We start from the raw sequence: 15,018 nt of genomic DNA, 5'->3' as shown, positions 1-15,018 counted from the left end.
TTATTGATACTGGTTGCCGTAGGCTGCCAATAGGAGATTTATTTTACCAGCCGCAATGAGATCGGATACTTGTAAGAGCGACCTTCATTAGCTCTGACAGCAGCTATCACAGAGAAAATAATGTTTAGCAACCAGATAATAGCTCTTCCGGTAGTGAAAATGGAGAAAAAGGAGAAACTTGGGAATGAGAAATCATCCATATCCATAATAAAGCGGTTATTACCATAGAACCACTGCCCTGCTGTAATGAATAACAGGAAGTTCAGTGCTACTCTGGCAATACTCAGCGTTATCTGGAAATTCAGCGCTTCTTTCCCCTGATCGTCCAGCAGGCTGGATTCATTTCTTTTAATAAGCCAGCAGACCAATGCGCCGATAATATTACCTACAGGAGGGATAACGGCCATACCGATCAGACCGGACAGGTGCATTAACACACCCCAGGTTCTTTCATCTTTCTGTTGCATAAGGGTATTACACTATAAGATTTTGGGTTGAAGAAAATTTAAAAGAAACTACAAACCTATAAGCCGGATTCTGTTCTTTCCGAAGAAAGACGCTATCATTTATCTGCGATACCGCTCACGCGGCACCTGTATCTGCCTACCCTCGGTCATTGGACGAGCAGCCCTCGATCGACCGTATACATGGCATTTCAGCACGCAAGGTTTACCCTCCTGATATGTTGCCATACCACGACGTGGGCTCTTACCCCACATTTTCACCCTTACCCTAAACTACCGGAGCAGTTCCGGGGCGGTCATTTTCTGTGGCACTATCTGTGCCCGTTCCTTTCTCAAAGAACAAGCCCCACCCGTTAGGTGGTGCGTTACTCTGTGCTGTCCGGACTTTCCTCATGTTTTCGTTTTAAGGCGAAAACAGGCGATAGCACAGTTTGTAGTTTCCGCAAAAGTAATAAAAAAAATTGCGGTCTGAGGGAAGGTTAAGAATTCTGATAGCGGAAATGTATCTCGGTGGCGCCATACCCGTACCGGGGATGGAACTCGTTCACATAACGTTCTACCTCAGGCGTATCTTTCAGTATATGATGTATCTCGTCCTTCAGCTTTCCTCTTCCCAATCCATGTATCACTATCATACTATGCTGATGGTGAGCGATAGCCAGCTCAAGATATCTTACAAACTCATTCAGCTGTATAGCCAGTATCTCAATATTTTTCATTCCCTTCCAGTCAGGCACCAGCGTCTCGATGTGGAGATCCAGCTCATACTTAGGCGTCAAAGGTGCTTCCGGTTCAGGCTGGGGTGTAGTAGTACCTGCAGAGAGGGAGCCTATTGAACTGAAATCCAGGTCTTCCTTTGGCTTATCTTCTTTCTTAGGGAACTTATCAAATAAGAGATAACTGAGGGTAGCGTCCCTTCTTGTCTGTAACTCTCCCAGCTGCAGGAAGAGCTGTTTGGGCTTTATTTTCCAGGTCTTGGTGAAAGAAGCTGCGAGAGCGGCATTTTTCTCTTTAGGGAAGAAGGTAAATTCCAGCCGCGGACTGTCGTTCAACGCTTCAAAGGGCAGGTCTGACAGATAGAAATTGGCAAAGGGCTGTATTTCATTCTTCATTTCCAGCTGCATACCATTACGCAGCCATACCTGGAAATTGAACTTCCAGGCGCTATTGGTCTCATTTATAAGGTGAAACTTCAGTTGCTGTATATTTTCCTCATAGCCTTCAACTTTAAACACGGGGAGTACAGAAAGGAACACGCCGAGATCCATTTTAAAGGTCTCGTATTTCTTCTTTTCAGGCTTTATATCGTACCCTTCCACTTTCTTTGGCTTGGAAGGAGCAATTGGCTTTGAGGTAAACCGGTGGAAATAAGGGAAGTCTATCTGATCAAGATATACGGGGAAAGTCACTTTACCAATCTCTACCATCACCATTTTGTCGTTAATGATATCTACAACCGTTCCTTCCTCTTTGGAATGCAGGAGCAGGATCCTATCACCGATTTCATATTTCATGTCATAAAAACTGCGAAGAATAAAATACGTTTTTCAAACCACTGTATAAGAAGCAATTTGTTCGCAGGACAGCAAAACTAAGGAAATTTTTGCCGGCCGGTGGGGTAAAAAAGAAATCCGCAAAGATCACTTTCACAGAACGAAAACGATCTTTGCGGTTTGCACAGCAGGAACTTCAGACAAATAAGTAACCGTTCCGCAAACCGGAAGGGTTGCAGTGTAAAGACTGGTTAAAAGTAATCATGCCGGATGCCGGCGCATATAATTATCGAAAGAAATGGGGCCACTGCCCTCCACCAGGAAGAATATCAGTAAGAGCAGAACAAGGATAGAAAGGCCGGTTTCGCTATGTACATCAAACAACCCTGTTGGTGTATGTACAAAGATGAGCGCGCCAAGTAAGATAGGTAATTGTGCAAGGATGGCGACCCTTGTCAGTAATCCTAAAACTATTAAAATACCTCCTGCCAGATGAGCAAAGACAATGTAGTGAGCTAGCCAGAAGGACAAGACTGTGAGAAACGGGCTTTGGTTAATCACAGTTTTGAGCACATCAATATTTTGTATGAAAACCACGCCCTTGTAGAATAAGAAAACTCCTAAGAGGACACGGACTGCATCAATCCACCGGGGATGATGAGCCTCGCCCCAACGGTCTATTCGTTGCAGTAGGTTCATAAAAAATGATTTTAAGATCAAAGAGCTATCCGAATTTACGGAAAAAAGTAATTAAACCCAATAATATTATGGGTTTTAACACTTTATTGCGTAAACAAAGCGGGTTCAGCTGACGCTTTGATGACGTAAGACAATAGAATTATTCTGCTGCGGCAAGTTTGCTTTTTCTAACACCGTAACTGAAGTAGATGAGCAGGCCTATTAACAGCCAGATGGCAAATACTACCCAGTTCCTGAGACCTATTTCAGTCATCAGATAGAAACAGCTGAGCAAGCCCAGGACGGGGATCAGTGATAGTTTACGTAAGGCAGAAAGTACGGTGAAGGTCAGGGTGGCTATAACAAAAAAGAAGAACGGGATATTGTGTTTCCATACGTCCCAACCTCCTTCTGTAGAAAGACGGCTCGTCAGTTCATGACGGAACAGCCAGGCGCATACGATAACGATGGCAGGAACTATAAATTGTCCGCTTATATACGGCAGACTGAAGCGTTTCTCTGCCGTTGCGTTCTTATCCCGCTCAGGCAGCAGCAATACGCCACCGCATACCAGGATAAAAGCGAATAATGTACCTATGCTGGTAAGGTCTGTTACCACGGTAAGGTTCAGGAATAATGCAGGAATACCTACAATGATACCAGTTATGATCGTAGCGAAGGACGGTGTTTTAAAACGGGGATGGATACGGCTGAACTGTTTGGGCAATAACCCGTCACGGCTCATGCTCATCCATATACGCGGCTGCCCTATCTGGAATACCAGCAATACGCTGGTAGTGGCTATCACTGCGCTGACAGATATAATAAAGCTCACTTTTGGCAGGTTCACCGCATTGAACACATATGCCAGGGGATCTTCTACTTTGAGCTGGGAGTAAGACACCATCCCGGTCAGTACAAAAGCAATGAGTATATATAATACCGTACAGATAACGAGGGAATAGATCATGCCTTTGGGCAGATCACGCTGGGGATTGGAACATTCTTCGGCTGTGGTACTGATAGCGTCAAAACCTATGTAGGCAAAGAAAACGGCAGATACTCCTTTCAGCACCCCTGAAAAGCCGTTAGGCATAAAGGGGCTCCAGTTATCTATATTCACGTAGAAGGCGCCTACGATTATCACAAAAAGGATGACCAGTATTTTCAGTCCCACCATGAAGTTAGCGCTGCGCTTACTTTCGCGGATGCCTACATAGGCCAGGTAAGTGACCAGTACTACTATTATGAATGCAGGAAGGTTCAGTATTACCGGGAAACCAAAGATGGTAGGAGCTGCGTTATAAATAGCTTCAGAGGCGCTGTCGTAGTTGCTTGTCAGCCAGGCGGGCAATTCAAGGTCCAGTCCTACGGTCTTCCCTATCCCGGCCAAAAGGTTATTAAAGTATCCGCTCCACGATATGGCGACGGCTATGTTACCGATGGCATATTCGAGGATCAGCGCCCAGCCTATGACCCAGGCGGCAAGTTCACCGAAAGTAACGTAAGAATATGTGTAGGCGCTGCCGGATACCGGTACGCGGGAGGCAAATTCAGCATAGCAAAGTGCAGAGAAACCGCAGGTGATTGCTGTGATGATGAAGAGAAGTGATACACCGGGGCCTCCGTGATAGGATGCTTCCCCGATAGTAGAGAAGATACCGGCGCCTATTACTGCGGCAATGCCAAGGGCTGTCAGGTCCTTTACCCGTAGTACTTTATGTAATTCACCAGTGCCATGACCGTCTGTTAAACCATCTTTTGCATCTTTCAGAATACTGGCAATAGTTTTTTTGCGAAAAAGCGATTTAGACATTAGTTGAATTACTTACAGGTTTAGCGAATGCGCGAATATAGAGAATTTTTGTTACGCCACAGTTGGGCAGGATATGCCGGTGAGGAAAACTGCTCAAAAAAAACGTTGACCGCCAGCGGCGGTCAACGAGGAAAAAAAGTTATTAATGTTCTCTTTTTAGCAGATAATCAGCCAGTTCCATTAACGGTTGTTTCCGTGCAGACAATACTGCAATGCTTTCCAGGTGTTTAAGGGCGATCTCCTGGAACCTTTCCTTTTCTCTCTCTGCCCAGGCATCTACCTGGCAATCATGGAACAGTTCCAGTACCTGTGCCACCTTATCATCCGGATTGCTGGCCAGTAACTCTTTCAGCTTTGTATGCTGGGCGGGGTTACAGAGCTCAAGCGCTTTGAGTAACAGGAAGGTCTTTTTATTAACCAGGATATCACCACCCTGTTGTTTCCCGAACTTTTCAGGATCTCCAAACGCATCCAGGTAATCGTCCTGTATCTGGAAGGCAATTCCTATGTTCTTACCGAATTCGTACAGGTGCTGCTGGTTATAATCGCTGCCCCCTCCTATTATGGCTCCCATTTTCAGGCTGGCAGCCAGGAGTACGGAGGTTTTCAGAGCTATCATGTTCACATAGTCATCATATTTCACCTGCTCCGGCTCCATTTCCTCAAAATCCATATCAAACTGCTGTCCTTCGCAAACTTCAATGGCGGCTTTATTAAAAGCGGCCAGCAGTTTCTGTTTATAATGCGGCTGTACCTTGTTCAGGTGTTCATATACGTTGATCAGCATCACATCTCCTGCCAGGATGGCCGCAGAGTCACCATACAGGGTATGTACGGTAGGCTTGTTACGGCGCAGCGGGGCTTTATCCATGATATCATCATGCACCAGGGTAAAGTTATGGAACAGTTCAACCGCTGTACCTACCTCATATGAATCCGGGTGTATCTCATCAAACAGCTCGTTACCCATGAGACATAATACGGGCCGGATGCGCTTTCCTCCTATTTCGAGGATATGCTTTGCACCGGCATAGAGCTTATGCGGTTGCTGAGGGAAATGTTCCTTACTGAAATGTTTGCCAAACTGAATTGTCAGGTCCTGAAATGAGTGCATGGTATCTTGTCGTTATAAATTATGGCTTCTTCTTTTTACTGTGGCCGGGCTTTTTACTTCCTTTAGCTGTAGTTTTCTTCCGGCTTTTAACTTCCTTCTTTTCTTTTGGTTCCCTGGCAGGAGGACGGCTGCCGCGTGGTTTTGCTGCGGGAGCCCCGTTTTCTACCAGGTCATAATCCAGTTGCCGTTTTACCAGGTTGGCAGCTACTACCTGTATTTTGAGCTTATCTCCTATCCTGATCTTTTTACCGGTAAACATACCTACCAGGGCATATTCGTTCTCATCATATTTAAACTCGTCCCTGGTGGTCATGCTGTGAAGGCTGACCAGTCCCTCGCACTTGGTCTCTACGGTCTCTACCCAGAAACCGAAGTGTGCCACACCGCTCACCACACCTTCAAATTCTTCGCCAATATACTGTTGCATGTATTCCACCTGCTTATATTTATTGGCGGCGCGTTCAGCTTCCATTGCCTTACGCTCCATTTCTGAAGAGTGTTTGGCTTTGGATTCCATTAGCTTATCGGGATGGATGTTGTTATCCAGGCATTGGGCCAGTACGCGGTGTACCAGTACGTCCGGGTAACGGCGGATAGGGCTGGTGAAGTGGCAGTAATGCTCAAACCCCAATCCATAGTGACCAATATCATCCACTGTATATACTGCTTTGGCCATGGTACGTATACCCAGGGTTTCCAGCACATGCTGTTCCGGTTTGCCATGGGCCAGCTGCAGCATTTCATTGAAGGAACGGGCCAGTTTATCAGGATTATCTACTTCCAGCTTATGCCCGAATTTGCGTGCAAATACGGAAAATACCTTCAGTTTTTCCTCGTCGGGCTTATCGTGCACGCGGTAAGGGAAAGGTACATGCTGATTGGTGCCTATCCTGATATTGTATACATATTCCGCTACTGTCCGGTTGGCCAGGAGCATCAGTTCTTCGATCAGCTGATGGGCTTCCTTACTTTCCTTGATCATGATGCCGATGGGCTTTGCATGCTCATCCAGCTGGAACCTTACTTCCTGTGAGGAGAAGTTGATGGCGCCGTTGTTAAACCTTTCCTTCCTCAATGTCTGGGCTATCCTGTTAAGCAGCAATACTTCGTCTTTATAGGGCCCTTCGCCGGTCTCTATCACTTCCTGCACCTCTTCGTAGGTGAAGCGGTGTGCAGAGTGGATCACCGTTCTGCCCAGCCAGTGTTCTTTGATCTCTCCTTTCTCGTTCATTTTAAAAACGGCAGAGAAGGTGAGCTTGTCTTCATGCGGGCGCAGGGAGCAAAGCTCATTCGAGATCTTTTCCGGCAGCATAGGCAGTACGCGGTCCGGCAGGTATACGGAGGTGGCGCGTTTATCGGCCTCTTTATCCAGCTCGGTACCTGGTTGTACATAATGACTTACATCTGCTATGTGCACCCCTATTTCGTACCAGCTTCCACGTAGCTTTTTAATGGAGATGGCATCGTCAAAGTCTTTCGCATCTACAGGATCGATCGTGAACGTAAGGGTTTTGCGGAAGTCTTTGCGTTTTTTCACTTCCTCGCTGTCTATTTTTTCTTTGATAGTCAGCAGTTCTTCCATTACGGCTGAAGGGAAGTTAAGCGGGAAGCCGCTTTCTATCAGGATCTCCTTCATGGCCAGGTCGTTGGTATCGCCGGCATCCAGTACTTCAATGATCTCTCCTACGGGCTTGCGGGTTTTTTCGCCCCAGGCCAGTATTTTGACTACAGCTTTATCACCTGTTTTCGCGTCCTTCAGCGAATTGGCAGGAATATAGATATCAGGCATGAAGAGGCCTTTTTCCGGAATAAGGAAAGCAAATCCCTTATTTACCTGCAGTGTGCCTGTAAATTCTGTTTTTTTGCGTTTAATGATGTCTGTTATAACACCTTCCATGCGCCCCTGGTTCTTTGCCTGCTTGATAACGTCAACTACGACGTCGTCTCCATCCAGTGCGGTATTCAGGTTTTTCTGGCGTACCATTACATCCTTTTCCTGTCCCTCTATAATGACAAAGGCCATTCCGGAGCGTGTTATCTGAACAGTGCCTGAGAAAGATTTCTTCTGGCTGCTGCTTTTTTGAGGTTTTTTCTTTTTTGTCATTCCCGTAACATTTTAAACATGGTTACTTCCAAACTGCTCCACGTAATCAAAAATATAATTATTAAATGAATCTGTTTCTCCGAAGAGAAAAGATATTTCTACCGGCATAACGGCAATGGGTATGCTCAGCTCCTGCAGCCGGGCTGCTTTCAGCTGTAGTCTCACGGCGTCTTTTTCCGTTGTCACTACCAGTTTATTTGTGCCGGGCAGGTTGTTCAGCTCCCTTTTGATCTTATCCAGGTCGTGCCCGTCATAATAATAATGATCGGGGAAGGAAAGCAGGAACACCTGTTTGTATGTCTGTTTCAGTTGTTGCAGCAATGGTTCCGGCCGCGCTATACCGCATACCAGGAGGATGGTGGTATCTGCGGGGGCGCTGACGGGGGTATTGCTGAACATATCGTACAAGTCGCCGTATTTCAGGGAAGTAAAGTACAGTTGCTGACCGGGCAGGGGATTTATTTCCTGCCTGATGGCGTCTTTTTCCGCGGCAGACATAGCCGGCGGACATTTAGATACGATGATACAGTTGGCTCTTTCATATCCTTTACGGCCTTCGCGAAGACGTCCGAAGGGGACTACATGGTCTTTTGTGAACCGCCTGCTGTAGTCGGTGATCAGGATATTGAGCCCCGGTTTTACAGAGCGGTGCTGGAAAGCATCGTCCAGCAGGATCACTTCTGTTTCCGGTCTTTCGCCAATAAGCTGGGGGATGGCGAGCATCCTTTCTTCCCCTACGCATACCTCTATATCGGGGAACTTCTGATGAAACTGCATGGGTTCATCGCCCAGCTGGGCGGCGGTGCTGTTCTCTGTGGCCAGGAGGTAGCCTTTTGAACGGCGGTTATAGCCTCTGCTGAGGGTTGCGGTCTTAAACCTGTCTTTTAATACCCTGATGAGGTGCTCTACGTGGGGAGTTTTACCGGTACCGCCTACAGAGAGGTTGCCAACAGCAATGACGGGCAGGTCAAATTCTACTGCTGTCAGTATCTTTTTATCGTAGAATCGGTTCCGTGTCCACATTACCAGGCCATAAAGCAGGGAAAAAGGGTATAATAAGACTTTCAGGTATTCCAGCATTGTCAGCTTTTTTTGAAATAATAAATTGAATGAGGGGTAATGGCTATCCGGAGTGGTACGTCCAGATGCCCGGTATCCTCAATGGCTGTGACCGGGTCAAACAGGGAGAGGCCTATGGTTGTTACTCCCGGTCTGCATTGTTTCAGGAAGCGGTCATACATTCCTTTTCCGTAACCTACCCGGTGGCCCTGGAGGTCAAATGCCAGCAGGGGTACGAAAACAAGGTCCATTTCTGCTGGCATTACCTGTTTGCCGCCTGCAGGCTCAGGGATGCCGTACCCGTTCTTCATCAGTACAGTATTGGGTTCCCACAGATAATGCTCCATATCGCCATTGTGCATGTCTGAGCGTGAAAGGGCCCACTGTAATGAAGGATAAGCTGTCCTGGCCCAGTTTACCAGGGCATGCGTGTCAGCTTCTTTCTTTTCTGTGATAGGTAGAAAAATGTGTGCCAGACGGAAAGTACTGTAGTCCAGTTGTCTGCATTGCTCCAGCAACTGCCGGTTCAGCGTGGTTATGACGTTGTCCGGAAGGTTTAAACGTTTTTCCAGGTATTCCTTTCGTATATCCTTTTTTGTTAACAAGGTGGATCTGAATTACCGCAAAGATAGCTTTTCTGCCTGTTCCTTCACAAAAGCCTTGTCAACCAATGGTGTATAGGGTATTCTGCCTACCAGCGGATAACCGCTCCAGCCAATAATTTCTGCTTCATTACTATGAGTATTTCCGCAGAAGATCCAGCCCAGTACCGGGATCCCGCTTTGCTTAAGTACTCTTGCCGTTAGCAGGGCATGGTTGATACCCCCCAGATAGTTCTGGGCCACTATGATCACTTTGGCTTCCAGGTCCTGCACCAGGTCTATCATAAAAGCCTGTTCTGTGAGCGGCACCATCAGCCCTCCTGCTCCTTCTATTACCAGTGGTCTGCCAGCAGGTTGTATCTTGTGTGCCATTTCCAGCACTTGTTTTACATTGATCGTAACGTCTTCCATACGGGCTGCCAGGTGCGGGGAAGCTGGTTCCTGCAGGCAATATGCTTCAGGATGACATACGGACTGCTTATTGGTTAGCAGGCTTCTTACCACTTCTGTATCTGTTCCCTCCGTCAACCCCGTCTGCACAGGCTTCCAGTAGTCGGCCTGCAGCGCTTCTGTTACACAGGCCGCAGTTACCGTTTTTCCTACTCCGGTGCCAATGCCGGTTATAAAGATCCGTTCACTCATAATATACAAAGATAGTATAATGATCAATACTTTGATTATCAGCAATGGGAAAGTAGTAACAGTACTTCAAATTTTGGGCCTGTCGGGAATTGCTTATTTTCGTCCCGATCCAAATAACACATTATGAAATTTTGCAACAGCATCCTTGAGACGATAGGAAACACTCCATTGGTAAAACTGCACCGTGTAACAGCAGGCCTGCCCTGCCCTGTTTTTGCAAAGGTGGAGTTCTTTAACCCCGGCAACTCTATTAAAGACCGTATGGCGCTGAAGATGGTAGAGGTAGCGGAACAGCAGGGCTTACTGAAACCCGGAGGCACCCTCATTGAAGGAACATCCGGCAATACCGGTATGGGACTGGCACTGGCGGCGGTGATCAAAGGTTACAAATGTATCTTCACAACTACAGATAAACAATCCAAAGAGAAAGTAGATATCCTGAAAGCGGTAGGCGCGGAAGTGATAGTGTGTCCGACCAATGTAGAGCCGGAAGACCCCCGCTCCTATTATTCCGTTGCCCGCAGGCTGGCAAAGGAAATACCCAATTCATTTTATGTGAACCAGTATGACAACCTGGCTAACCGGGACGCTCACTATGAACAAACGGCTCCTGAGATATGGGAACAGACGGATGGTAAAATAACCCACCTGGTAGTAGCTACCGGTACAGGTGGCACCATCACGGGTATAGGTAAGTTCCTGAAGGAGAAAAATCCTGCTATACAGGTCTGGGCTGTAGATAGTTATGGTTCATTGCTGAAGAAATACCATGAAACCGGCCAGCTGGATATGAGTGAGGTATATCCTTATATCACAGAAGGTATCGGAGAAGACTTCGTGCCGCAGAACTATGACATGAAAGTGATCGATCATTTTGAAAAGGTGACAGATAAAGACGGCGCTGTAATGGCCCGCCGCATTGCAAAGGAAGAAGGCATCTTCGTAGGATATTCTGCCGGGTCAGCTATTTCCGGACTGATACAGCTGAAAAGCCGGCTGAAGCCGGAAGATGTGGTGGTAGTGGTTTTCCATGACCATGGCAGCCGTTATGTAGGAAAGGTGTATAACGATCAGTGGATGATGGAGCGCGGTTTCCTGGACGTTAAGACCGTGAGGGACGTGGTCGGCGCCCGCAGGAACCAGCCGCTGGTCACCATCAGCCAGGATGAAAAAGTGAGCGATGCTATCGTTAAGATGAAGAAGTTTGACATTGAACATCTGCCTGTAATTAATAATAATGAGATAGTTGGAGCTATTTCAGAGGGTGGGCTTTTCAGTAAGCTGATAGACGATTCCAACCTGAAAGACGCACAGATCAAACAGGTGATGCAGCCTTCATTCCCGCAGGTGAGCATGGACATGCCTATCGAAAAGCTCTCGTCATATATCAATAAAGAGAACGGGGCGGTGCTCACGAAAGATGAAAGCGGGAATCCGCATATTGTTACCAAATACGATATTATACAGGCACTGGGTAGCTGAGTGGAAACATTATTACATACGGATCAGCTGGGACGGCAGGTGGTGATACCTTTCCCGCCACGCAGGATAGTATCCCTGGTGCCCTCGCAGACAGAGCTGCTGTACCATCTGGGATTGAACAGCGAAGTGGTGGGCATCACAAAATTCTGTCGCCATCCGGAACAGTGGTTCAGGGAAAAGACGCGGATAGGCGGTACCAAACAGTTGCACTTAGATGCTATTAAGGCCCTGCGGCCTGACCTGGTCATTGCCAACAAGGAGGAAAATGAAAGGTGGCAGGTCAATGAGCTGATGGAAAGCTGTCCGGTATGGGTGAGTAATATCCATAACCTGCAGGAGGCGCTGGAAATGATCAGGGGTGTTGGCGCTATAACTGGCAAAGCCGAAGCCGCTGAAGAAATAGCGGGTACTATTACACAGAGATTCAGTTCATTAGCGGTATGGGAAGGAGCTGCTCCTTTACGTACCGCTTATTTTATATGGAAAGACCCCTGGATGGTGGCAGGCGGAGATACTTTTATTCACACTATGCTGGAAACCTGCGGTCTCAGTAATGTTTTCGGCGGGATGTCCCGTTACCCTGAAATAACCATTGAACAGTTGCAGGCTGCTGATTGTCAGCTGGTACTGCTATCTTCAGAGCCCTATCCTTTTGCGGAGAAACATGCCGCCATGCTGAGGGAACAGCTTCCCGGCACACAGATTATGCTGGTGGATGGAGAGATGTTTTCCTGGTATGGAAGCCGTTTACTGGAGGCGCCGGGTTACTTCAGCCGGTTTATGGAGGAGGTAAAACTGAAGAATTACGAATAATTCATGGCTTTTCTTGGTAAATCTTCAGCCTGAAATCGTAATTCCACTATAATAGTTATTATTTAACGCTTATATTTGCTGTCCTTAAATGTAAAACAATCCGTAAAGCTATGGGAAAATACAGAGCTGGCGTGTTATTCGGCGAAGAGCTGGAAGCGCTGTACAATGATGCCAAGAACAATGCATGGGCAATGCCTGCTGTGAATGTAGTAGGTACCAATTCTGTGAACGCAGTACTGGAAACCGCTGCAAAAGTAAATTCACCGGTAATTATCCAGTTTTCGAACGGTGGTGCACAGTTCTTTGCAGGTAAAGGAATGCCGAACGATAAGCTGCAGGCGAATATAGCGGGTGGTATCTCCGGCGCCAAACACGTACATGAGGTGGCTAAATACTACGGTGTGCCTGTTGTGCTGCATACAGATCATGCTGCTAAAAAATGGCTGCCATGGATAGACGGTTTGCTGGACGCAGGTGAGGAATTTAAAAAACAGACCGGTCAGCCTCTTTACAGCTCCCACATGCTGGATCTTTCTGAAGAGCCGATCCACGAGAATATCGAGATCTCTAAAAAATATTTCGAGAGAATGAATAAGCTGGGTATGTCCATCGAGATCGAACTGGGCGTAACCGGTGGTGAAGAAGATGGTGTAGACAACTCCGGTGTAGACAACTCCAAGCTGTACACTCAGCCTGAAGACGTTTGCTTCGCTTACGAGACCCTGTCACAGGTAGGTAGCCGTTTTACTGTAGCTGCTGCTTTCGGTAACGTACATGGTGTTTACTCACCAGGTAACGTCGAGCTGCGTCCTGTTATCCTGCAGAACTGCCAGGATTACATCCAGAAGAAACTGGGTACCGCTGCCAAACCAGTATACTACGTGTTCCACGGTGGTTCCGGTTCTCCGAAGCACCAGATCGCTGAGTCCCTGGGTTACGGTGTTATCAAAATGAACCTCGATACAGATATGCAGTGGGCATTCTGGGAAGGTGTACATGACTACTATGAAGCTAAGAAAGCATACCTGCAGGGACAGCTGGGTAACCCTGAAGGCGCTGACAAGCCAAATAAAAAATACTACGATCCCCGTGTATGGCTGCGTAAAGGTGAAGAGACTTTCGTAAAACGCCTGGAAGAAGCATTTGCTGACCTGAACTGCCTCAACAGGAACGCATAATTCCGGTAGCGGGATAGATAATTAGTCCTCAGGATATGATTCCTGGGGACTTTTTTTATGTCTTTAGGGTATTATTATATATGATATTCCGGTCAAATTATTGGTATCCAGGTACTTTAAACAGAAATCTGCGGACAGAATACTTTGGAAGTTAATTTAATTTGTATCTTGCACAACTATTTTGTAACCTAATAGTACAATATGTCAAGCTGGTTTAAGCGCATTAAACAAGGCATTCAAACGTCTACAAGTGAGAAGAAGGAAGCGCCGGATGGATTGTGGCACAAGTGTCCTAACTGCAAAAAAACCTCTACAGTAAGAGACCTGAAAGAGCACTACTATGTATGCGACAAGTGTAATTATCACAATCGCATCAATTCGGCAGAGTATTTCGAGATCTTATTCGATAACAATGAGTTCGAGGAGCTCTTCTCCAACATTTATCCAAAAGATTTCCTTGGCTTTAAAGACCTGAAGCCCTATGGCGCCAGGCTGATAGACGCCCAGAAAAAGTCCGGCCTGAAAGACGCTATGCGTGTAGGTGCGGGTAAAGTAGAGGGGAATGACCTGGTAGTGGCCTGTATGGACTTTGCTTTCATTGGCGGTTCTATGGGTTCCGTGGTGGGCGAGAAAATAGCCCGCTCTATTGATCATTGTATTGCACATAAGATGCCGTTGATGATCATCTCCAAATCAGGTGGCGCCCGTATGATGGAAAGCGCTTTCTCGCTGATGCAGATGGCTAAGACATCCGCAAAACTGACTCAACTTGCAGACGCCAAGCTGCCATATATTTCCCTGATGACAGATCCCACTACCGGCGGTGTTACCGCTTCTTTCGCTATGCTGGGAGATCTGAACATTGCTGAGCCCAAGGCCCTGATAGGTTTTGCTGGCCCGCGTGTTATCAAGGAAACTATCAAAAAGGACCTGCCGGAAGGTTTCCAGAGTGCGGAATTCCTGCTGGAGCATGGTTTCCTGGACCTGATCATTGACCGTAAGGAAATGAAGACCAGGCTGGCAACGCTGCTTGAATTATTTAAAAAATAAGCACCAGAACATGTCAATGACGAATTACAAAAGACACTGATAGTCATTTGTAATTCGTCATTCGTAATTTTATAAGAAATGGCAGAACTAAAGAACAGATCGGCATATTTTGAGTACGCAATAGAGGATAAGTATATTGCCGGCATGGTGTTGACGGGTACAGAGATCAAATCTATCCGGGGTAACCGGGTAAGTTTCAACGATTCATTCTGCTATTTTTCCAAAGGAGAATTGTTTGTTAGAAGCCTGCATATTGCCGAATATACACACGGCACCTATTCCAATCATAATCCCCTGCGCGAACGTAAGTTACTGCTAACCAAGCGGGAACTGCGGAAGCTTGAGAATAAGATTAAAGAGAGAGGGTACAGTATCATTCCCCTGCGTGTTTTTATTTCAGACAAAGGTCTCGCAAAAATGGAGATAGGTCTGGGTAAAGGTAAAAAGCTGCACGATAAACGTGAAAGCATCAAGCAGCGTGAAACGGACCGGGAGATCAGGAGATTCCTTAAATAAGAAAATC

General features: G+C 46.7%; 14 protein-coding genes and 1 other RNA gene. 5 read left to right on the top strand and 10 right to left on the bottom strand.

The window, feature by feature from the left end:
• Positions 1-38 precede the first annotated feature (38 nt).
• The 10 genes from GO493_RS07335 to bioD all read right to left on the bottom strand — a co-directional run bounded on the left by GO493_RS07335 (position 39) and on the right by bioD (position 9,972).
• Entirely contained in the window at positions 39-467 is a 429-nt protein-coding gene (locus tag GO493_RS07335) for a DUF4870 domain-containing protein (protein ID WP_157305487.1), read from the bottom strand.
• Between the two features lie 43 nt (positions 468-510).
• Positions 511-902: RNase P RNA component class A (rnpB, locus tag GO493_RS07330), an RNA gene on the bottom strand.
• 41 nt (positions 903-943) lie between these two features.
• The gene (locus GO493_RS07325) at positions 944-1,978 is read right to left on the bottom strand and encodes a Smr/MutS family protein (protein ID WP_157305486.1); all 1,035 of its coding nucleotides are present in this window, start codon (positions 1,976-1,978) and stop codon (positions 944-946) included.
• A 240-nt stretch (positions 1,979-2,218) separates the two neighbouring features.
• Positions 2,219-2,656, bottom strand: coding sequence for a DoxX family protein (locus GO493_RS07320; protein ID WP_157305485.1), 438 nt, complete (start codon positions 2,654-2,656; stop codon positions 2,219-2,221).
• A 139-nt stretch (positions 2,657-2,795) separates the two neighbouring features.
• The gene (locus GO493_RS07315) at positions 2,796-4,451 is read right to left on the bottom strand and encodes an amino acid permease (protein ID WP_157305484.1); all 1,656 of its coding nucleotides are present in this window, start codon (positions 4,449-4,451) and stop codon (positions 2,796-2,798) included.
• 142 nt (positions 4,452-4,593) lie between these two features.
• A complete protein-coding gene (locus tag GO493_RS07310; protein WP_157305483.1) occupies positions 4,594-5,565 on the bottom strand; it encodes a polyprenyl synthetase family protein in 972 nt (323 codons plus the stop codon).
• Between the two features lie 19 nt (positions 5,566-5,584).
• Positions 5,585-7,669 (bottom strand): ribonuclease R, encoded by a 2,085-nt coding sequence (gene rnr / locus GO493_RS07305; RefSeq protein ID WP_157305482.1) that lies wholly within the window; start codon positions 7,667-7,669, stop codon positions 5,585-5,587.
• A 12-nt stretch (positions 7,670-7,681) separates the two neighbouring features.
• Entirely contained in the window at positions 7,682-8,749 is a 1,068-nt protein-coding gene (gene lpxK / locus GO493_RS07300) for a tetraacyldisaccharide 4'-kinase (protein WP_157305481.1), read from the bottom strand.
• Positions 8,750-8,751: 2 nt separating this feature from the next.
• Positions 8,752-9,333, bottom strand: coding sequence for a 5-formyltetrahydrofolate cyclo-ligase (locus GO493_RS07295; RefSeq protein ID WP_157305480.1), 582 nt, complete (start codon positions 9,331-9,333; stop codon positions 8,752-8,754).
• 12 nt (positions 9,334-9,345) lie between these two features.
• Positions 9,346-9,972: a dethiobiotin synthase gene (bioD, locus tag GO493_RS07290; protein ID WP_157305479.1), complete on the bottom strand. Its 627-nt coding sequence runs from the start codon at positions 9,970-9,972 to the stop codon at positions 9,346-9,348.
• Between the two features lie 123 nt (positions 9,973-10,095).
• Between bioD and GO493_RS07285 the strand changes: the two genes are divergently transcribed.
• From GO493_RS07285 to smpB, 5 genes are all read left to right on the top strand, one after another.
• Positions 10,096-11,454 carry a pyridoxal-phosphate dependent enzyme gene (locus GO493_RS07285; RefSeq protein ID WP_157305478.1) on the top strand — a complete coding sequence of 453 codons (1,359 nt, stop codon included), beginning with the start codon at positions 10,096-10,098 and terminating at the stop codon, positions 11,452-11,454.
• Positions 11,455-12,267, top strand: coding sequence for a helical backbone metal receptor (locus tag GO493_RS07280; RefSeq protein ID WP_317165408.1), 813 nt, complete (start codon positions 11,455-11,457; stop codon positions 12,265-12,267).
• A gap of 110 nt (positions 12,268-12,377) precedes the next feature.
• Positions 12,378-13,445 (top strand): class II fructose-bisphosphate aldolase, encoded by a 1,068-nt coding sequence (fbaA, locus tag GO493_RS07275; protein WP_157305477.1) that lies wholly within the window; start codon positions 12,378-12,380, stop codon positions 13,443-13,445.
• Between the two features lie 201 nt (positions 13,446-13,646).
• Positions 13,647-14,495, top strand: a complete 849-nt coding sequence (gene accD / locus GO493_RS07270) for an acetyl-CoA carboxylase, carboxyltransferase subunit beta (RefSeq protein ID WP_157305476.1) — start codon at positions 13,647-13,649, stop codon at positions 14,493-14,495.
• 78 nt (positions 14,496-14,573) lie between these two features.
• Positions 14,574-15,011 (top strand): SsrA-binding protein SmpB, encoded by a 438-nt coding sequence (gene smpB / locus GO493_RS07265; RefSeq protein ID WP_157305475.1) that lies wholly within the window; start codon positions 14,574-14,576, stop codon positions 15,009-15,011.
• Positions 15,012-15,018 lie beyond the last annotated feature (7 nt).

Origin of the sequence: Chitinophaga tropicalis, from assembly GCF_009758205.1 — a bacterium.
Classification (GTDB): Bacteria; Bacteroidota; Bacteroidia; order Chitinophagales; family Chitinophagaceae; genus Chitinophaga; species Chitinophaga tropicalis.
The sequence above is the reverse complement of the archived record's forward strand: the minus strand, read 5'-3'. Positions and strand labels throughout refer to the sequence as shown.